This window comes from Vibrio sp. 10N.261.45.E2 (assembly GCF_002875705.1).
Lineage (GTDB): Bacteria > Pseudomonadota > Gammaproteobacteria > Enterobacterales > Vibrionaceae > Vibrio.
Genome location: NZ_MCZZ01000048.1, coordinates 39172 through 60227, shown reverse-complemented (window position 1 = coordinate 60227; position 21056 = coordinate 39172). Strand labels below are relative to the sequence as shown.

Genomic DNA, 21056 nt, shown 5'->3' with positions numbered 1-21056 from the left:
TCTAACTGGAGCAGATCATGTCTACCAACTCCAACTTAAGTACCCAAGGCGATGCCTACCTAAGTAGTATTGAGAAAAGTGGCTCACACAGTGACGATTTTTTTGCTATGCCACTTGGATCTCTTGCCTATGACCTTGGTGTCGAACGTAACCAAAGGGTCTATTTGGGTACATCAAGAGATGACTTAGCCGTCGGTGATTTAGCCTTTGAGATTGGCTATCAGTACGATATGAGAAATGGCACTCAAATTGACGTCGCATACTTACCGACTGTTTTATCCGGTGAGGTTTGGGAAAACCCATATTTAGAAGGCTACCGCAGTGAGACCGATGTTAATGGTCACGCGTACCGCCTGAAACTAAAAAGCATCCTAAATTCAGGCTTTTCTTTGGATATGGCGTTTGCAACATTAGAAGTGGATAACGAAGGTATCGAAGAGAAAGAACTGTATCGTGATAGCGACAAGTACTATCTAAAAGGTAGCTACATGGCTTACTTTGGGTCAAATCAGGGGCTTATTTCAAGTTTAGGTTACCAGCACAATGACGCAGGCGGTAAAGCAGAAACGTTTGATCAATATGAGATTGAATTTACCTATTTCGTTAACCATAATGCGCACACATTGGCACTAACGAGCAGCTATTCGTACGTTGATTATGATGGAAGTAATCCCATTTATGGCAAAACAAGAACGGATAACCAACACAGCTTTTTCGCTGCCTATGAATACGCCAATATTGCTGGGTTCAAGAACTGGAGCGTTGTTTCATTTGCAGGTGTAGATTACAACGATTCGAATATTAGTTTCTACAAGAGTGAAGATTATGTTGCTTCCATCGGTGCTAGCTACAAATTCTAATTGAATACTAAAATGCCCCACTTATATTTCAATAGGTGGGGCGTTATTATTTGTTCGCATGACTTGCCAGTCGACAGATATAAGTTAATACTCTGGCAGATTTTTGTCGTTAAAAAAGACTGGACGATTTGATGGAAGTATTGGTTTAGAGGGGCTTTGTTGCTTAATTCGATGAGAAGACATGGTAGCCCCATGTTGTTCAGTTCTTAAACAACATACTGAGTTTCAGGCATACCTAGCCCTGTAAGCTTGTTCAGCGCTTTGATCATAGCGTAAGTCTCACCAACTTGAGCGTTGTAGTCCCTCAGGCTTAATTTCCCACCTAACAACTGTTTCACTCGGTACATTGCTGTCTCTGATAGCGAGCGCTTATGATAGCCATACCGCTTTTTCCACTTCTTGTTGGAGCCGTAGAGCTTTTGGCAACCTACCGCTAAGTTACGAGGATGCCCTTGTTCCCAGAAGGCTGCTCCCTCTCTTGGCGGGATGAGCGCAACAGCGCGCTTTATCCGTATGGCATCATGGCAATTCCTTGTGTCATAAGCACCATCGCCTGATATCTCAATGATTTTACGACGTGTCTGCTTAAGCAAGTTGGGAAGTACTTCGGCATCGGTTATGTTAGATAAGCTCAGCTCTGCTGCGACTATTTCGTGGGTGCTAGTATCTACTGCGATATGCAGCTTACGCCAAACCCTACGCTTCCCGTCAGTACCATGCTTCTTAACCTTCCATTCACCTTCGCCATAAACCTTGAGGCCAGTGGCATCAATGGCGAGGTGTTGTATCGCACCTCTGGTTTTAGTTTTAAATGAAACCTCAACTTCCTTGGCTCGACGGCTTATACAGGTGTAGTGCGGACAAACTAGCGGGATGTTAGCCAGCTTAAATTCCGAATCAAGAAACCCTTGCAGTGCTCTCAACGGCATAGAGAAAATACGTTTCACCATCAGTGCAGTAGTAATGGCTAAGTCGCTGAATTGGCGAGGTCTACCACGCTTGCCTTGTTTGTTTTGCTTCCACTCGGTTATCGCTTCTTCATCAATCCAAAAGGTCAAAGAACCACGGTTGATTAAGGCTTTATTGTACTGCTTCCAGTTAGTTGTTTTGTAACGAGGTTTAGGCATGAGGCTACGATGATTAATGGGTGTAGCCGATCAGATCGTATCTTCTTGATTTAGTTCCATCCAATTAAGCAACAAAGCCACTCAGTATGAGAACAACGGTTGCGAGTTATCTCACCAACCTACGCGACAGCAAGAAAGGTAAATGCGTCGATTCAAGTCTTATGGTCAAGCGCAGCGATTTTTGAGTTGCCATGGCGTGGTGAATAACTTATTTCGACCGGGCCGTCATTTAATGCAAGCCAAACACTATCGACTTTTCCGCGAAAGATCATTTGTCGAATGGGCTAGGGTAAGTTGTATCCAAAATTCAGGATAAGGCGTCGTGAGTTAAGTTTTGACGCCCAATTTGGATAAGTTGACAGTACCCATCCAACCATGGGATATTTTGGTCGATAGTGTTGGGTGAAGAACAACTTTGATAAAAACTATCGAACCATCCTCGACTATCACGAGTATAGTAAATGATATTGTACTTTTACACAGCTTTGAAGGTTAGCCACTATTATAAAGTGGTCAAAGCAAAACATCTATTACCGAGTAGAGATGATAAGGTTGCGTGCACTGGTTTATTTATGTAGTTACTTTCCACGGCCACGTTGTCAAGCCAGTATACGTCTGCAAGTAGATGAAGGTCTTCAATCAAATTTTGGCAACTTTCGTCATTCACTTCTGAAATATTACTAGGAAAATCATCACTGAGGTCGACAATAATCACTCGTTGATGCTCCTTCAGTTTCAGTCTTACAATTTCTTCTATATCGGTAACACTATTCTCTCGGTGGAAAATGAACATCACACTTTGCCCCTCTCCGATATCGTAGATCTTATAGCGTCGATCATTAAGATAAATAGTATTGAATTTCATGGTATCGGTTCCTCTAGATTGAAATAATCCGCCCAAACAGAAATGCTTGTTAGGGGTTAGACATTGAGTTTCAACGCAATGTGGTTTGATTCAAGTCTGCTTTACTTCGCTTAGGGACTCAAAGAATTAGAGAAATTCAAATGTGAACTTATCAAGTCATATTTGAATTTCTGTAAACCGTATTCAGAACACTGTTGGTTATTTATGATCACCGCATTCATGGTTTTCTAGGAAAGGAAACTTAATGCAGCAAAGGAGATAGGTTCAAAAAAGAATCTAAGTAGCATCAATCCACAGTTGTTAACCCTATGAAAAAAATCAATAAATATCTTTTGTTATTCTCTCTTCTTGTAAACGGCTTTTTCTCAAGTTTTGCATGGTCTTCGAGCTCGATGTTGGATGACGTGTCTGCAATAGCCAAGCTCATTTATGACAGTGAACCTCAAATTGAAGCGACGAGTGATATAAAACAAATCAGTAATAATCAATCTCTGACGTATCGAATTACCAAGGAAGAAGCCGAAAGTGATTTATGGTCGATTGTTATCATGGACGGACAAAGTGACGAGATAGCAGATGGTGGTCAGCAATTGATTACTAATATCGACAATATGAATTTTCATCGAGAACTCGATGGTAGCTTACTTATCAAAATCTCGAAGTGCCGACCTGGTGATGTGAACGCTACTAACTGGTTACAAGCCCCAGAAGGTAGCTTTTATCTCGTGAAGTACGTGTATTTATAGGGTAGAGAACATGAAAAAAATATTTGCCTATTTCCTGCTGATTCTCTTGTTGATTAGCGCCATACCGAGCTTTTTTGGCGAAAAGCCTGCATTGGTTCTTAATCACGCTGATAGTTCATTACCCATTGAGCCTTTGCTAAGCACATTAATTAAAAATCAGATAACTCCGCTAAGTGTTGAGAATCAACAAGACGAAACAACGTTAATCTTTGAAAATAAAAAAGAACAGCGAGAAGCGCAACAGGTATTGTCATTGGCATTTCCATTAGCCCATTCTCATTTTTCATTTGTTAGTGCGGCACCTCAGCTATTTAGTCAGGTAGGGCTAACCCCCATTAATCTTGGATTAGATCTTCGTGGTGGCGTGCAGTTCATGCTGCAAGTTGAAATAGATGACAGCGTGAAAAGTTTGGTAGAAGCGACATCGACGAATGCTCGTCACGTGGCTCGTGCAGAAGGGATACGCAGTCGAATTGCTGACATAGATAACAATGGATTCTCGGTCATTATTACTAATTTAAGTAGTCGTGATTCAAACAGTATTCAAAGCGTAACCGACCACATGCGTTCACAGTTTTCTGAATGGAAAATCAGTGTAAACGACAACGTATTACGTTTTACGCTTGATGAAAGCATTAAAGAAGAGCAGGCAAGCCTCGCGATGCAGCAAACCCTAAATATTATGCGCCAGCGTATTGAAAGTTTAGGTATCACTGAGGCCGTCACCCAGCGTCAGGGGGCTGATCGTATATTAATAGAGCTTCCGGGCGTTCAAGATCCTCAAGTTGCGAAGCGTGTTATTGGTGCGACGGCGACGATCTCTTTTCATACGGTTGTTGATTCAAGCCAAGCTGCACAGACTCATACTACGCGTGATGGGGAATCTGTACGCTTGTCTAGGCAACCGGTGTTAACGGGAGAGTACATTATTGGTGCATCCGCATCGGTTGGCGAGTTTGGACAACCTGAAGTTAATTTGGTGTTGAGCAGTGCAGGAGGCAGCAAAATGTCTGACTTCTCACGTAGTAGTATCGGTAAACCTATGGCTACCTTGTATAGTGAATACCATCAAGACCATAACAATCAACTTGTTCAACGACATGAAGTGATCAACATTGCTACGATCCAAAGCCAATTAGGAAGTCGCTTTAGAATAACGGGTATCGGGCAAATTTCTGATGCACAAGACTTGGCTCTAATACTGCGCTCTGGTTCATTGACCGTCCCCGTGACCATTATTGATGAGCAGGTGATTGGTCCAAGCCTAGGTGAAGAAAACATTCAAAAGGGCTTGTTAGCTGTAATAGTCGGCTTAGTACTAACTTTTATATCGATGCTTATTTTGTACCGTAAATTCGGCATTATTGCGTGTGCCGCGCTTATCACTAACATTGTTATGATTGTGGGTTTGTTATCGTTGATACCTGGAGCAACGCTCACCCTACCGGGTATTGCGGGTCTTGTACTCACAATGGGCATGGCGGTCGACACTAATGTACTGGTGTTTGAGCGAATCAAAGAAGAAATGCGTTCAGGAAGGTCGCTCGCGAGTGCGATACCAAGAGGCTACAAAGAAGCAAGAAGTACCATTATTGACGCTAACCTGACGTCGTTGATCACAGCAATTATTTTATTTGTGATTGGCTATGGTGCAGTAAAAGGCTTTGCAATAACCCTCGCTATCGGTTTGTTAACCAGTATGTTTACCGGTTTGCTGTTTAGCCAAATGTGGATGACAAAACTTTGGGGGCAAGACAATGACAAAGCTTAATCAATTAATCACTGATATTCAGTGGTCAAAAGTACGATGGAATGGTTTATTAGTTTCTCTCGGGTTGATGTTTATATCAATAGTTCTGATAGTCACCAAAGGGTTCACACTTGGGCTTGAATTTACCGGTGGTATATCTCATGTCGTCAGTACTGATATTCCTGTGACCTTGGAAGCCATGCAGTCGGCTCTGAGTACCGTGTTTGACGAATTACCAAATCTGGTGCCTGATGTTACCTACCAAACTTGGCAGTTACAGTTTCCTATTGGCGGAACGGGTGAATTGGAGTTGTTGCAGTGGTTAAGAGCTGTAGAGTTGGAGCTAGGCCATCCGCTTAATCTAGTATCGAGTTCGGTTGTTGGCGCTCAAGTGGGTGAACAGCTGTTTGAACAAGGTGGTTTAGCCCTGATCGCTGCGTCTATCGCGATTATGCTTTACTTGACTGTGCGCTTTGAATGGCGATTAGCGTTAGGTGCTATTGTTGCTCTACTGCATGACGTGCTTGTGGTTTTAGCGTTGTTTGTGGTGTTTTCGATTGAATTTAATCTTACAGCACTTGCGGCTTTGCTAGCGGTAGTCGGCTACTCACTGAATGACTCCATTGTTATTGGAGACCGAATTCGAGAGTACCTGACCCGTAAACCGAATCAAAGTACCAGCGAGTCAACGGATCAAGCGATACGAGCCTCATTATTTAGAACTTTAGTAACGTCTGGAACGACGTTATTGACAGTAAGCAGTATTGGCCTTATCGCAGGTGGTACGCTAAGTGGATTTGCGTTTGCATTGTTTGCCGGAATTATTGTGGGCACTTGGTCTTCATTAGTGATTGGTACCGCAATACCGGAACGGGTTGGCTTGTCTTCTGAGCATTATAAGCCCAAAGCCCCTTTGTTAGATGAGGGTGGGAATCCTATCCATAGTTAATAGTTAATAGTTAATAGTTAATAGTTAATAGCTTATTTAAGTTTTAAGGCTCCTATATTGGAGCCTTTTTTGTGTAAAATGAAATATTAATAAGTTCAAAATTAATAGAAATCCATCCTTGGTTTTTTTGATAATTAGGTAGGAAGGAGAGAGATTAAATACAGTAGGGTATATGTGTTATCGAAGCTGTAGTTAATAATGACTTACAGTGACCTCTATTTTGAATTTCTGTAATTCGTCGTAAACAAGGAGCTGTTAGGTACAATTACCTCGACATTAAATATTAAGGAATACATTGTGAAAAAAATCGTATTAACTATCTCAGCTCTTTTACCTTTAACCCTTCCAGCTGTTGCAAATGCAAATCAGAATATCGACTTTTCTAATCCAGTGTCGACGTACTCTTATGCGAATCTAGGTTATGATAGTGATGGTTTTACAGTTGGTATTGCGGCAAGCCAGGATCTAAACAATGGTTCAACCATGCTTGAATACATTGGTTCGAATGATTTCTACCAACATAATTTTATTGCGACATTAGCGAATAGTGATAGCGATGCCGCTCTTCAGTTGGATTACTTATGGGACACAGATTACAAGGATACAAGCAAAAACTCACACGCGGTGTTTATCAATGCGATAAAAACAACCCCTATTGACTCTAATTTCAGCCTTTCGCCAAAAATAGGTGTGGGTTTAAATAATAATGACTTATCGACAAATACAAGTTATTTAGCTAATGCCGCACTAACCATGACCTACGCATTCACTAGTGTCATTTGGCTTGATGTTACACCAGAATACACTTATAGCTTTAACGATCAAAAACAGAAAGTTGGCGGTAAAGAGAGTTACCGTGATTTATCTATTGAAACAAATTTAGGCTTCAAATTAGCACCAAACCAGTTTGTTGAAGCAACATATCGTTACGATGAAAACAATGATCACCATACTGGTATTAGTTACAACATGAGCTTTTAACCTCCCACAAAAATCCCCCTTGTTAGGTGACTGTATTTTCCTTATTTGTGGAGTGTGCAGTTACTTAACTAGTCATATGTTTAGTTTTTCGATAATAACCAATAACCAATAACTAACAACTGATAGCTAGATTGATTATTATCTAAGAAAAACGCTTAATGAAAATGTTAAATAATAGGTATGATTCTATATGAAAAATATAACCGCTCAACCATTAATTCTTTACGGGAAAATTCCATTCAAATACATTTACTTTGGTTTATCTTCTTATGTAATTGTTATGTGTGGTTTTTTGTCTTTGATAGGAGGGATGAGTTAAAGAAAATTATTTTCATAGAGAAGTTTATTCGCAAGGGGAAGTGTAATCGCATAGTGAAGTGATTCGCTATGCGACAGTCAGGGAGAAAATGTGCTTATGATGATATTCGTAACGTTAGAAATGACATGAAAATCAAATAACCAATAATAATGGTAATAAGCGGAAAGTACTTCATGGTTTATCTCCATCAAATTTGATGATTATTTATCGCATGATTACTTCACGAACTACATGAATTAGAGAAATTCATTATCGCCAACATTGATAGCGAGCCATTCTTGATTCATTTAACTTTTTATTCTTACTAGTCATATTGATAGTAAGAATTGTATGCTCTCTGAGAGGGTGTTTCGACTAAATCAAAGGTCAATTATGGTCTCTCGACTTTTAACACTTTTCCTTTCAATTCAAATTGTTTTGTTTAGTTCATTGACTCACAGTCAAGATAAGCTTGATTTTGTGGATACCTCAACGCCCAATAGCACTTTGTCTGGGTTTATTACGTATTCTGAGCTTGTTATCCAGTATTGGCAGCTTGAACAACTTCATTTACCCGAAGCTCAACATGCTTATACCCAAGTAATTCGTACCATGGATCTGTCAAACCTTCCGAACCGCAGTCGAACCGTGGTCGTGATGGAAAGAATCATTTTGTTGCATGAAATCCTGAACAGGTTTGGGCAAGACGTCCAATTGCACCCTTCAGATATTGCATTATTAACGGGTGACACTCTTAACCAATGGCGCCTTGCCAATACAGACATTTTGATTGCTAGGCAGATGAGTGGTGAGAAAGTCGGCCAGTATCTATTTACGTCCTCTACCGTTAACAGTTTATCAAAATGGTATCGTTTGATATCAACGTCTACTCAAAAAAAGGCAGATGACGTTGATTTGTATCGTGAGTTTTTGATTCTCCCTGGTCCACTATTTTCAACGCCATTAATTCAATCTTTACCAGAAAGCTTTAATACCTTATACGCATCGATTCCTCTTTGGCAGTGGTTCGCTTTAGTGAGCGTCTTTTTGTTATGTCGATTTATGATTAAGTTAAGCTTCTCGCTTGGCGAACGTTGGAACTTACATTGGTATCGAAATGGACTGAAATGGCAAGTTGGCCGCCAGTTATCTTTGGTTGGGGTCGTCTGTATCCTGTTTATTACCCGAAAAGTGATTGATGATGGGATATGGATCACCGGAGGGATCTATCAGTTTCTGTCTACTTCCTTCTTGATAGGTCAGTTTTTCTTCGTTGCTTGGTTGATCATGACCATATTCAATTACTTTGCTGAGTTGTATGTATTTAATAAACACGAAGGTAAGTATGTCGACTCGTCTTTAATTACGGTACTCGCACGTATTTTTGGCGGCCTCACGATTGCTATTTTAGGCATCTATGTGGTCGATTTTATGGGCTTTTCAATCTCCCCAATTGTAACAGGCTTAGGGGTTGGTGGCTTGGCGGTGGCACTCGCCATTCGTCCGGTACTGGAAAACGTAATTAATGGGCTAACCTTGTATGCTGATGGTGGAATTAAGATTGGTGAGCTGTGTCGTTATGGCAATAATTTAGGAACTATTGAGAGCATAGGGCTACGATCGACACGAATCAGAACACTAGAACGTTCGCTAATTACAATTCCTAATTCCGAGTTTGCCAACATGGAAATTGATAACTTAGAGCGCCGTGATAAGCGTCGGATGGATCATCGTTTAAAATTACGTTCCGAGCTGACTCAAGATCAATTAAAGTTGCTTGTGGTTGGTATCAGACGACTGCTATTACAACATCCTAAACTTGATGAAGATCCAGTGAGAGCGAGATTTGTGGGCGTCGGAGAGTTTGCGATACACATCGATATACTTGCTTATATTATATGCAAAGACCATGAAGAGTTCCTTGCTGTTCAGGAGGATGTGATGTTTTCGGTGATGCAGCAAGTTGAAGCGGTAGGTGCTCAGTTGGCGTTCTCAAATCAATATCAACTTGCTCAGGCACTTCATCCAATTGATGATGAACTTAAAGAGAAAGCGACCGAAACAGTAAAGCAGTGGCAAGACAATAATAACTATCCATTCCCTGACTTTAGCTATGAATTTAAAGATGGGATCAAAGACAGCATTATGTATCCAGCAAAGAGTTCAGCGGTTCGAGCAAATGGGAATGGTTAAAAGGGCTTTGTTGTACAATTCGAGTGAACTAAATCAGAATCTCACGATCAGATCAGGGACATTCATTCACTGACTTTGATTTCATGCCGAAGCCTCGTTACAAAATCACCAACTGGCGCAATTACAATAACTCCTTGATCAACAGGGGTTCACTCACGTTCTGGATTGACGAGGAGGCCATAACTGAGTGGAAGCAACCGAAACAGGACAGACGTGGTAGACCAAGACTATTTAGTGATCTCGCTATCACGACGGCTCTCATGGTAAAGCGCATTTTTTCTTTACCTTTGCGGGTGCTACAAGGCTTTATCGACTCAGTTTTTAAATTGGCTAACGTGGCATTGGTTTGTCCTCACTATACCTGTATAAGCCGCCGAGCCAAGGATGTAGAGGTTAATTTCAAAGCCTCAACACGCGGCACCATCCAACACCTAGCTATTGATGCCACTGGCCTCAAGGTTTATGGCGAAGGTGAATGGAAGGTTAAGAAGCATGGTACTGACGGGAAGCGTAGGGTTTGGCGTAAGCTGCATATCGCAGTCGATACAAGCACCCACGAAATAGTCGCAGCAGAGCTGAGCTTATCTAACGTAACCGATGCTGAAGTGCTTCCCTACTTGCTTAAGCAGACACGTCGCCAAATCATTGAGATATCGGGCGATGGCGCTTATGACACAAGGAATTGTCATGATGCCATACGGGTCAAGCGAGCAGTTCCACTTATCCCACCACGAGAAGGGGCAGCCTTCTGGGAGCAAGGACACCCTCGCAATTTAGCAGTAGGTTGTCAGAAGCTCTACGGCTCCAACAAAAAGTGGAAAAAGCGCTATGGTTATCATAAGCGCTCGCTATCAGAGACCGCAATGTATCGAGTTAAACAGTTGTTAGGTGGGAAATTAAGCCTGAGGAACTACGACGCTCAAGTTGGTGAGACTTACGCTATGATCAAAGCGCTGAACAAGCTTACAGGGCTAGGTATGCTTGAAACTCAGTATGTTGTTTAAGAACTGAACAACATGGGGCTACCATGTCTTCTCATCGAATTAAGCAACAAAGCCGTTGAATTCGGCAACAAAGCCGGTTAAAAGAATAATTTTTACTGGTAGGTGATTATCTTGAATTTAATGCTTCCGTCCAGTCGATGGGAGTTGCCATCATATTTGGATTTGGAACGTTATTAACATTAATCGTACTGCCTGTGATCTATTCCGTGTTGTATCGATTGAATGTCCTTACAAACAAGAAAACCCCACACAATAAGCAATCTACAGTGTGGGGTTTTGATTCGTAAAGCTACAGTAATGCGCTGATGTCTTGTACGATTTCTGTAATACCGATAGTAAAGAACTGCACACCCATACAGATAAGAAGAAAGCCCATTATTCGGGTGAATGCATTGATACCATTTTGTCCCAAAGCTTTAAGTAACGGGTAAGCCATACTCAGAATAAAAGCGGCGACTAAGCTCACTACACCAAATCCGCCAATGACTCCTGTATAAATACTTATCTTTTCTAAATCTTCTTCACTAGATGCGATTTCGGCGGCAAGGCTAATGATCAGGGCCATTGTACCGGGGCCGCAAAGTGATGGAATCGTAAGGGGTACTAAAGCAATCGAATCTTGGCCGACACTGCCATCCATACTTTCTGGTTTTGGAAACAGCATGTTAAAGCCAATCGCACAAATGATAATCCCACCACCTAAGCGTAAACTCGGAATTGAAATACTAAACAACTCTAAAACGGAAGCACCAATGAAGAAGGTGATGCACATGGCAATGAATAAGTAGAGTCCAACAGTTTTCGCTTGTGAAACGATGTAACTCTTGTCTCGGCCCTTACTTAAACCAAGAAGAACGGTGGCAGCGGCTGGCGGGTTCATCATCGGCAATAAGCCGAGGACAGTGAGAGTCAAATAGGTGAATAACGTTTCTAAATGCATAAGGTTCCCTTAAAATTTTGGTAGTTTTAGATTGAATCAAGATAATGGCCAACTAAGCTAAAGAAGCATTAACTGAGCAAGATACAGAACACTAAAGAATGAAATTGCATCGGTTAATGTGGTGAGTAGTGGGCTAGATAACATGGCTGGGTCTAGGTTTGCGCGTTTGAGGGCTAGGGGCAGAGCGCCACCGATCATGACTGCGAAAGTGGATGATATCGTGTAGGCAACCGCGACAAGTATTGGCAATATGTGACTTTGCTGACCATAGGTGACTAGCATAAGCAGGGCAATAACCAAGCCAATAGCAAGTCCATTGATAGCGCCAATAGGCAACTCTTTGGCGATGACAAACAACCAGTCTTTAGCGGAAATGTGCTTAGTCGATAATTCTCGAATAGAAACCGCAACGGATTGGTTTCCCGCAGCACCGGATAAATTAGCCACTAATGGTAAAACGGCAGCTAGCACGGCAATTTGTTCGATAATATGTTCAAAGGAAGCGATGATAGATACAGCGGCATAGCTCAAGATTACCGATGGCAGCAAAAATGTGAGGCGTCGGATATTACGTTGCAATAGCGGCATAGTACGAAACTCGTCACCGCCAAATATACCGCTGGCTTCACGTTGTTGTTGTTCGGATTTCTCATATAACGCCTGGTTTAGTTGGGTGTGACCAACAATACCAATTTGAAAACCATGTTCGTTGATAACAGGAACAGTAGAGTGTGAAGTAGAGTCGAGCACACTTTTTAATGATTGGAGATCAAAATCTGCAGGTACGGTAGGGACACTTGTATCAATATGATCGAGCAATCTCTCCCAAGATTGAGCGAGAAACAGCTCTCGGGTTTTGACCGATCCTAAATAGTTACCGTGTTTGTCGTGTAAATAAATGTAGCGCCATTCAATTCGTTCAGAGCTTTGCTCGCCTTCACGCAAGATGGTTTCTAAGTCTGAAATGGTTGCCCAGCTTTCTAGTTTGATGACCTCATTCTTGCAAATTCTCCCCACTGAACCATTAGGAAATGACATCGAGGCTTTTTCTTCGTGTTCCCAGGTTTCAGGCAGTGAGGATTCAAGGGCTCTGTGAAGAGGTTTAGGTAAGCTACGTAATAGCGAGCGGCGAATGTCTGAACGCATATGCAACAGAATATCTTTTGCGCTGTCGATTGGAAGGTTTGAAAATAAGACTGCGCGCTCTGGCTCTGTTAGGTAATCCAGAAAGTCAGCTGCCAGATTAGGTTTTTGAGTACAAAGCAGCACCCAAAACTGTTCACACTGAACGTTGGTGAATTTTCTAATTACGAACGGTAGGTCAGTTAGGTTTGCACTTTCTATTTTTTCGATAATACGATCACTATTACCGGACTGCATTGCTGAAATTAGCTCGGCGTACAGAAGCTCGGCGTCAGTGTTAGGTAATGGAACGGTTATTAAGGTCATAATAATGGGCTACGCTGTAATGTGATTACGTTTACGGATTATTCGGATAAAAAGGGTGATAAAAGCGATTGTCATCAGCATTAAGCTGGTGAAGAGAAACCACTTAGTGATGAGCTCTTGATGTTGATGCAGAAACGGGTGGCGCATAATGGACTTTCCGGCATAAAGCAGTGTTAACACCCACACGATGGAACTGGTCATGCTGATCATAACAGTGCGGATAAAGCTTAGGCGTGCAACGCCCATCAACATTGGGGTTAGTACACGAACGAAAGGGACAAAACGGGACACAAATAATGATAGGAACCCAAATCTATGCAGAAGTCTCCTTGCTCTAGGTAATGAATCGTCAGGCAGTACAACTTCAATTTTGTTCATAAAGCGTGAACCTTCTAACCAGCGCCCTTGTAGATAGCCGATAATCGTACCTAAACAAGCCGATAAGCTTAGAGCAGTCAGGGCGGTATAAAAATCTACAGCACCTAATCCAACCAGCCCCCCCACAAACAAGACCAGTCCGTCCCCGGGGAGAGGCAAAAACACAAAACTCGACTCTAGAAATAACACAACCGCAAGCAGTAGCAGTAAGATATGGAGTGAATTGATCTCAAGTAGCGTGTCAAAATCTTGTACCCAAATGGCGGATAATATTTCATTCATACTCTTTCCTTAATGGTATAAAACGACGTAACAGCCAGATTGAAGGGGCTGGCTGTCGTGCGTGGTGTTAGTCGAACATTAAAATCAAATAAGCAAAGAAGAGAACAAGGTGGGTCGCACCATTGAGTGAGTTGGTTCTGCCGCTGCTAAAGCTAACGCTGGTCATAAGAAGCGTCGCAGCCAGTAATACCATTTCTGCGGGTTCTAAGCCTAATCTCAAGGGCTGGTCCATTACACCAGAGATCAATAAAACAGCGGGTACGGTCAATGCTATCGTTGCTAATACCGAGCCGAAAAACAGATTGATGGCTCGCTGTAGTTGATTTGTGAGGGCTGCTTTGACGGCACCAACGGCTTCTGGAGCGAGAATAATAAGTGCAACGATAAGGCCACCAAGGGCTGCCGGAGCGCCCATAACGCTAATGCTGTCGTTGATTGGAATGGCTAAACCTTTTGCCAGAAGTATCACGATGAGTAAGTAACTAATTAACATGACAGTGTGAAATAGATTGCTACTTACAGGGCCGTGGTGGTCGTGTTCACTTTTATTGTCAGCATCAATGAAGAAGTGAGTATGGCTGCGTGTTTGGACGAATAGGAATACGCCATATAACGCAATTGATGCCAGAACCAATGTGCCCATCAAGCTCAATGACATGTTTCCATTGTCACTACTGCTGGTAAAGTTTGGCAAGATCAAGCAAAGCATCGCAAGAGGAATAATGGCAACCAAATACGCTTTAATGCCGTCCAAATTGTAGGACTGGGTGTGGTACTTCATCCCACCAACTAATAAGGTAATACCGACAAAACCATTCAATACCGCCATGATCACAGCGAACATCGTATCTCGGGCAAGGACTGGGTTTGGATCGCCAGTTAGCATGACAGAAGAGATCATAATCACTTCTAATGAAATGACCGCCAATGTCAGAATGAGTGTTCCAAACGGGTCTCCCAACTTAATTGCTAAGGAGTCTGAGTGGCGAACCACTGCGAAAATGGCGGTCATGGCAACATAAAACAGTACGGCGGTAGTGATGACATAAGAGAAGATTGAGGGACTTGAGGTCAGCATGTTTTCGCCAAAAGTCTTAAAAAACATAACGGTCAAAATACCGAGAAGCAGTGTTTTTTCTTGTTTTAGGATTTTATACATCTTGAACTTCTTGTTGAGACCAACGTCGTAATATCCTAATAACTTTGTTGGTTCGCGAATGTTCACTACGTCCTCCATAAGGTAGTGATTCATACGTAGTTTATGGCTGTTCGGAGAGTTATAGTATGAATTAGAGAAATTCATAAATGCGTTAATATCTGGCCCAAATCTCAATTTCTTGAATCAGTCTGGAGGTCTTAAGTTATCTTTGAAGTCACTATGAATGCATTCAGTAAAATCATTTAGATAAAATTAATCCCATCGTTCATGTGGCTGTGTTTGAGTAAGCCCTTGTGTTCGACATTGAATTCGCTATATCTGTAGTAGGATGCTTGACTTATACGATGGGGACAACTGTTGGACAACCCGCTGACTTGCTATCTTATAGAGGCTATATGAATGGATTTTTTGAGGCTATGAATATGCAGTCAGCACAACAATTAGATTGTTATATGGCCGAGGAACTTCAAATGATATACAAATGTTAAGTATTTGCATATTGTAGGTTACTTGTCTGGTTGAACGACTTGATCAAAGTATCTTTGCATCGTTTGATGTAACAGTTGGTTCAGAGGGAAACCACGTTTAGATTGCAGGTATCCACCGTTTATTTGAATTGTTCTCATCCCTTTGGGAATAACAGGAAGTGGATAGTAACTCAGTTCTGGTTCATTCTCTGTCATGAATGTACTGCCGAAAGAGAAGGCATCAGAATTTTTTAACTTGCTGAGTAGAACTCGAAGGCTATGAGTGGATAACACAATATTGGCTTTGTAGCCTTTTGCTAAGTACAACTCTTCAACTGGCGCACGCTTCGAGTTAATTCCATCTACAAGTATCCGAGTTATAGGAAGGTGGTGAATATCTTCCCAAGCACTGCCGTTACTAAGCACAGGGTGGTTTTTACGTGCAATAAGGCTTAGCTTGATTTCTTTCAACTTATGTTGATAAATTTCTTGTGGTAATGGGAATTGGGCGAAATGGAGCATATAGTCAACTTGGCCATTAAGCATGTCACTCAAGCTTTGTTCTTGCCAGTAAACCAGTTTGAAGTTGGCATTAGGTAATACGCTTCTCAGCTCACTAAAAATACCATCGCCGTATTGCTCTAGCAGGAAAATGTTCATTGCTATCGATACTTCACCGGTGAATTGTTGAGGGTCAAAGTTTTGATAAGACTCAACGACTTTAATCAATGGCGTGAACATTTCATCAGCCGCTTCTGCCAGTTTTTCAGCTAGTTCAGAAGGTTCTACTCCATGTGCCTTACGTATAAATATTTGATCGCCAAACGTTTCTCTCAGCTTAGCTAGACCACGACTGACGCTAGTTTGTGATATTCCTAGTTTGTTTGCAGCATGATGTGTGTTTCGTGTTTCTACAACCACTTGCAATAGTTTCAGTAGGTTTAAATCTAAATCGCGAAGTTCTTTCATCGTCAGTCCTTAACTATTGAGAGAATTCCATTTTAGTGTTGAACGAGGATGATGCAAACTCTTTTTGTCGAAAACCTTGCTAGCGCTGATGGCGTTTAGACAAAGGATGAAGCTCCGCGAATGAGGAGTGACGAGGTGTTTGCGTTAGAATACTGAAAGTAACTTTCTTACCGTCAGTTCTTGGCTAACTTTGTTGATTCACGAATATATCAACTTATGGTTGTTTTGGCTGAAATCAAGATATGGTTGTTTATCGGTTAAGTGTCTGATTTTAAATGATTAGTGATTATCACTTTATGGTTGTTTCAACAAATAGTTTGAAAATCAAGAGCCGCTTTTTAGCGGCTCTTTTTGTTTGGGACTTACCAACACATTTCTGCCCCTTTCCTTGTTTCAGCTTGCTGACGGTTAACTTCATCTAAGCGTTATTTGACTTACTTTCTCTCATGTCAGTGACGTGATCATCAAGAGGCAAAAAGCAACCCCAGAATTAGTTCGCATCCTTACTATAACATTAGTAATGGGGGGCCAAATGTAATACTAACCATTACAATGCTGAGCCTTAATGACTTTCTGTTTTTTTAAAGTCAGCGATTGGAATTTCTGGCTTCATAATACCCATCAACAGGCTAATGAATCAGACATAGTTTAATCCATTAACCTCCATAAACTTGTTGATAAATAAAAGCAGATGAATTATTTATCAACTTTATAAGTAATGGTGGATCCGCCTTCCCAGAATACACGATCTACTTCTGTTTTAGCGATATTTCTCCATGAGTCAAACAGAATATCGCCGGGAGTCAATACGTTGTCTGTGTAGACAACAACCATTTCATCAGCATATGGCAGGAATAATTCCCATGTGGTTTTTCCGCCTGTAACAAGCAGCGTTTCGTCACTGCCACTGAATTTCTCGACCAGTTGTTTAAAATCAGTCACAACCTTCGCATTGTTGTTTCCCATGAGATCAAAATCTTCATCCAGAGATAAAACATTGATGTTCATACCTTCTACAGCATTGGCATAAAATGCAGGGTAGGTAACACCTCCACTAGCAATATGTTCACCGTAGAAAAATCGGCCTAGTTCAGCTTCAAAGTCTTTACCTTGTGGCCATTTTGCTACCCTGTTTTGCATATCCTGAGGATCTTTGCAGCCAATCATATTGCTGTCATCGGTCATAAATACTAGTCGGATCATGAAACGCTCCTATATTTGTTGTTTGTAAAATGTTTTATAAACGCAAAGTGCGTCTGCTATTGCATTATGAAATTAAGAACACTGTGTATTTTAAGAAGGCACTCAATATTCAGATTGAGATATTCTCTTTAAGTAAAATTCTTCAAGCCCTGATACTATGAAATAACTGGCGATACTGGACTCTCATCTGCCTTAAGTACCTGCCTGCATCACCACATGACTGCTCTAAGTGCAATGCCCATCACAATGGCGTACGCTGTAAGTACACAGGGGTAAATACGTTTAAACTAAATGGCTATTGACGCACAGTGAAAGACAATGCGGCAAAGATTTAGACTCTGTCAGGCTGAATGCTTCTTCAAGAACCGACAATTGTTCGATTCGATCGAGATGAAAGTGGCGATAATCATCACTTTGTTCGCACCATGCCACTAATGTCCAGTTGTTTCCCCAGAATATCTGCCCTAATGGCTGCAGTACGCGCTCAGTCACAAGGCCATCTTCAGTTATGTAATGAACTGAAACTTTATGTTGCTTATCAATTGCATGCCTTAGTAACTGCCCCCGCTTGGCGATATCAGACGGAATATGATTGTCAGCAACAGCCATCGGGAAGGACTCGATTTGCTTCTTTACTCTGTCCGGCAGCACTGACTGTATTTTGGTTGACGCACTTTGAGCGGCTTTTGCAAGTTCTTCGTCTGACCAAGCTCGAACCATGCGCATACCCAGTTCAAACGCTACCATCTCTTGCTCTGTCAGCATCAAAGGAGGCAGGTGCGAACCAGCTTGTAGCATATAACCTACTCCGGTTTCTCCCTGAATGGGAACACCGGAATTTTGCAGGGACTGAATATCGCGGTAGATAGTCCGTTCACTCACATTCATTACTTTCGCAAGCTCAGTTGCGGTAACGGCATAGCGCTTTGAGCGTAGCACTGTCAGCAGGTCAAAAAGTCGTTCTGATTTACTCATATCAATTTCTATCCACCCGAACTTAGGGAATTCCATTTATTTTAATTACTTGGTGATTAATAGCTAACGATTCAAAACCGATAAGTGACTTTGCTCGCCAGTCGTTCGTGCAAATCAATTGTTCAGTCGAACGCGGATATTTTTTTACAACTACTGTCAGTTATTTTTAATGAATGTTTATAGCTCTACTCAAGAGGCGTCTTCTCTCTGACCATGTCGTTGACGTTGAAATAATAGTATCTTACAGGAGTGTCAGTTTCTGTCAGTAGTGTGGACAAATATTCTATTTTTAAACGTTAGTTGCACTTAAGGTGTTGATTTTGTGCGGTTTTGATGGGGCGGTTTGTTTTGCAAAAATTCTATCGATATTCTTCAAGGAAAGTTGCCTCAAAGTCGGTGAGCTATTTTATAGAGTTAGTGTTAACTCATTTTGTCCATGACTTTCCTAGCTAGAGTGTCCCGCTAGCTTTCCTAATATCCTAGTTGGCCAATAACATTCGAAGGAGGTCAACATGAGGAAGCAATCATCAAGGGCATGTAGCGGCATAAAAAAGGCCATTCAAGCTTGAATAAATCTGGCGAATCGGAAGTTGGGCGAGCAAACTGGGGTTGAATGCAGATTATTATGGAACGCATTCCATGCGTCGCACTAAAGCCAAATTAATATACGCTCGGACAAAGAACATTAGGGCAGTGCAACTCTTGTTGGGTCATTCTAAGTTAGATAACACTGTTCGTTACATTGGCGTTGAGTTGGAAGACGCTCTGAGGCTTTCAGAACAAACCGACTGCTAGAGATGGCAATTCAGGCTTTTCTATGTGCTGAAAAGTTTGTGCCCCATTGTTGGTTTCATCAAAAAGCCTACGCACTCAGTTGGGTTAATTTTGACCAAATATATATAATCCGACACCCAAAACTCATAAAGTACAAAAATGGGTGTCAGAGTGCAGTTTTTGACTCAAATGAACTCGCTGGTTTTTGCTCTGTAAATCGCACTGAAATCGTTACAAACTTTTAAGGCGGCATAGAATCTATAGCCTTGATTAACCGTCTAAAACCTTCGCTAAGAGCGTTTGACTTGCTATAAGGGCTGTTTCTGAGCGCAAATTGACGGATTTTACATAATAAGAATAATACGCACCTAAACAGGAACCAATCATTTTGCTAGTACGATTTTACTCATCGTACTAGCTCTCCACAACTAGCTTTACCATACCTTTAGTTATCCATGAATTGCTAATTTAGGGAAGTCACTGACAAACTTTTGTCCAGAAATGTGTTTGATAGAAGTGGGTAATAACGAATGTTGAACCTTGGTATCAATCCCAAAAAGACTATCAACTTGTGATTATTCAACATAAAGAGCCGCTTTTAGCGGCTCTTTATGTTTGAGTTTTAGCTATCACTCAGTAGAGCGTTAACCTTCAATCTTTCTACTTCGCGTAATTCGAAGGAAACAGTGCTCGTTTCGCTTCTTCATCACGTTCGGTTTTAAATTCAATGCCGTTACCAATCTCGCGAGCGCGCAGTGCAGCAGGGCGAGTGTTGATTGCGTTAAACCAGCGCTTCAAATTCGGGTAAGGTTCTAGGCCTTCTTCACCAAGCACGAAAGGTGCTTTATCAATCCAACCCCATGCAGCGACATCGACAATGGTGTACTCATTTCCGACGAAAAACTCACGACCTTCCATATGCTTCTCTAACACTTCGTAGTGACGTTGCGCTTCACGTAGGTAACGGTTCACAGCGTAATCTAACCCTGCTGGAGCAGCATGACGGAAGTGTACCGATTGACCTGAATAAGGGCCAAGGCCGCTCGCGATAAACATCATCCAAGAGAGCAGTTCAGCTCTGTCTTCTGGTTGTCCCCCAAGCTCGCCAGTCTTCTCTGATAGGTACAGAAGGATAGCGTTAGAATCGAACACGCGCTGTCCATCGTCTTCAATGGCTGGTGTTTTACCATTCGGGTTAATCAAACGATATTCCGGTGTGTGTTGCTCGCCCTTTAAGGTATCAACAGGAACGAGTTCAAAATCTAGGCCTGTCTCTTCTAGAAACAGAGCGATCTTCATTGGGTTGGGTGTTTGGTGAAAATAGAACTTAAGCATGGGGTAACTCCTTGTATTGGTCCTTTATTAAAACACCACTTGAACGATCGTTCAATAATTGGTTTTGAATTTCTGGGAATTGATCGAATTGATATCAAACTCGTTTGCTCAGGAATTTGGTTATCTGAAAGTGAATCCGTGTGGGCATGTAACGCTGTTTATGTTCTAAGTTGCTGAAATATTGAACATAAAATACACGTTTAGATTTGATGCTGAACTTAGAAGCTTATGGATTTAGATGGGATAGTTACGTAGGGATTTGAAGTTAAACATTCCAAATCAAATCAAGAAACTTCCTATAGCTCGAAGCTATTGAGCCTACTATGGCGCATAAAATCGTGATCTGCAGCCA

17 protein-coding genes and 1 pseudogene are annotated in these 21056 nt (G+C 41.6%); 8 read left to right on the top strand and 10 right to left on the bottom strand.

From position 1 onward, the window contains the following. The first annotated feature begins 17 nt into the window (after positions 1-17). Complete coding sequence (locus tag BCT34_RS02895; RefSeq protein WP_076655405.1) at positions 18-860, top strand: DUF2860 family protein; 843 nt, start codon at positions 18-20, stop codon at positions 858-860. 206 nt (positions 861-1066) lie between these two features. Here BCT34_RS02895 and BCT34_RS02890 read toward each other — a convergent pair whose 3' ends face one another. Together BCT34_RS02890 and BCT34_RS02885 are read right to left on the bottom strand one after the other, a co-directional pair. Next, a complete protein-coding gene (locus BCT34_RS02890) occupies positions 1067-1987 on the bottom strand; it encodes an IS5 family transposase (protein ID WP_076655402.1) in 921 nt (306 codons plus the stop codon). 502 nt (positions 1988-2489) lie between these two features. Continuing rightward, positions 2490-2852 (bottom strand): hypothetical protein, encoded by a 363-nt coding sequence (locus tag BCT34_RS02885; RefSeq protein WP_076655399.1) that lies wholly within the window; start codon positions 2850-2852, stop codon positions 2490-2492. Between the two features lie 308 nt (positions 2853-3160). Here BCT34_RS02885 and BCT34_RS02880 point away from each other — a divergent pair, with 308 nt between their 5' ends. From BCT34_RS02880 to BCT34_RS02855, 6 genes are all read left to right on the top strand, one after another. Beyond that, complete coding sequence (locus BCT34_RS02880) at positions 3161-3598, top strand: DUF1214 domain-containing protein (RefSeq protein WP_076655396.1); 438 nt, start codon at positions 3161-3163, stop codon at positions 3596-3598. A gap of 10 nt (positions 3599-3608) precedes the next feature. Next, the gene (gene secD / locus BCT34_RS02875) at positions 3609-5369 is read left to right on the top strand and encodes a protein translocase subunit SecD (RefSeq protein ID WP_076655394.1); all 1761 of its coding nucleotides are present in this window, start codon (positions 3609-3611) and stop codon (positions 5367-5369) included. Then, on the top strand, positions 5356-6297 hold the full coding sequence (gene secF, locus BCT34_RS02870; protein WP_076655391.1) for a protein translocase subunit SecF: 942 nt from the start codon (positions 5356-5358) through the stop codon (positions 6295-6297). Before secD ends, secF begins: the two co-directional genes overlap by 14 nt. 297 nt (positions 6298-6594) lie before the next feature. Then, a complete protein-coding gene (locus tag BCT34_RS02865; RefSeq protein ID WP_076655389.1) occupies positions 6595-7278 on the top strand; it encodes a hypothetical protein in 684 nt (227 codons plus the stop codon). A gap of 691 nt (positions 7279-7969) precedes the next feature. Continuing rightward, positions 7970-9769 (top strand): mechanosensitive ion channel domain-containing protein, encoded by a 1800-nt coding sequence (locus tag BCT34_RS02860; RefSeq protein ID WP_076655387.1) that lies wholly within the window; start codon positions 7970-7972, stop codon positions 9767-9769. Between the two features lie 83 nt (positions 9770-9852). Continuing rightward, positions 9853-10773: an IS5 family transposase gene (locus BCT34_RS02855; RefSeq protein WP_076655385.1), complete on the top strand. Its 921-nt coding sequence runs from the start codon at positions 9853-9855 to the stop codon at positions 10771-10773. Positions 10774-11062: 289 nt separating this feature from the next. Here the strand turns inward: BCT34_RS02855 and BCT34_RS02850 are convergent, their stop codons facing one another. The 7 genes from BCT34_RS02850 to BCT34_RS02820 form a co-directional block, all read right to left on the bottom strand. Next, positions 11063-11713, bottom strand: coding sequence for a MarC family NAAT transporter (locus BCT34_RS02850; protein WP_076655382.1), 651 nt, complete (start codon positions 11711-11713; stop codon positions 11063-11065). Between the two features lie 57 nt (positions 11714-11770). Next, positions 11771-13162, bottom strand: a complete 1392-nt coding sequence (locus BCT34_RS02845; protein WP_076655380.1) for a magnesium transporter — start codon at positions 13160-13162, stop codon at positions 11771-11773. Positions 13163-13171: 9 nt separating this feature from the next. Further along, positions 13172-13822 (bottom strand): DedA family protein, encoded by a 651-nt coding sequence (locus tag BCT34_RS02840; protein WP_076655378.1) that lies wholly within the window; start codon positions 13820-13822, stop codon positions 13172-13174. Between the two features lie 67 nt (positions 13823-13889). Further along, positions 13890-14981: a calcium:proton antiporter gene (locus tag BCT34_RS02835; protein WP_076655411.1), complete on the bottom strand. Its 1092-nt coding sequence runs from the start codon at positions 14979-14981 to the stop codon at positions 13890-13892. A gap of 506 nt (positions 14982-15487) precedes the next feature. Further along, positions 15488-16417: a LysR family transcriptional regulator gene (locus tag BCT34_RS02830; protein WP_076655375.1), complete on the bottom strand. Its 930-nt coding sequence runs from the start codon at positions 16415-16417 to the stop codon at positions 15488-15490. Positions 16418-17113: 696 nt separating this feature from the next. Next, positions 17114-17620, bottom strand: a complete 507-nt coding sequence (locus tag BCT34_RS02825) for a dihydrofolate reductase (RefSeq protein ID WP_076655372.1) — start codon at positions 17618-17620, stop codon at positions 17114-17116. A gap of 282 nt (positions 17621-17902) precedes the next feature. Then, complete coding sequence (locus BCT34_RS02820; RefSeq protein WP_076655370.1) at positions 17903-18595, bottom strand: YafY family protein; 693 nt, start codon at positions 18593-18595, stop codon at positions 17903-17905. A 576-nt stretch (positions 18596-19171) separates the two neighbouring features. Here BCT34_RS02820 and BCT34_RS02815 point away from each other — a divergent pair. Continuing rightward, a pseudogene (locus BCT34_RS02815) lies at positions 19172-19390 on the top strand (integrase); the annotation flags it as partial. A gap of 639 nt (positions 19391-20029) precedes the next feature. On the opposite strand, the gene BCT34_RS02810 reads toward BCT34_RS02815, so the two are convergent. Beyond that, positions 20030-20704 carry a glutathione S-transferase family protein gene (locus BCT34_RS02810; protein ID WP_076655367.1) on the bottom strand — a complete coding sequence of 225 codons (675 nt, stop codon included), beginning with the start codon at positions 20702-20704 and terminating at the stop codon, positions 20030-20032. Between the last annotated feature and the right edge of the window lie 352 nt (positions 20705-21056).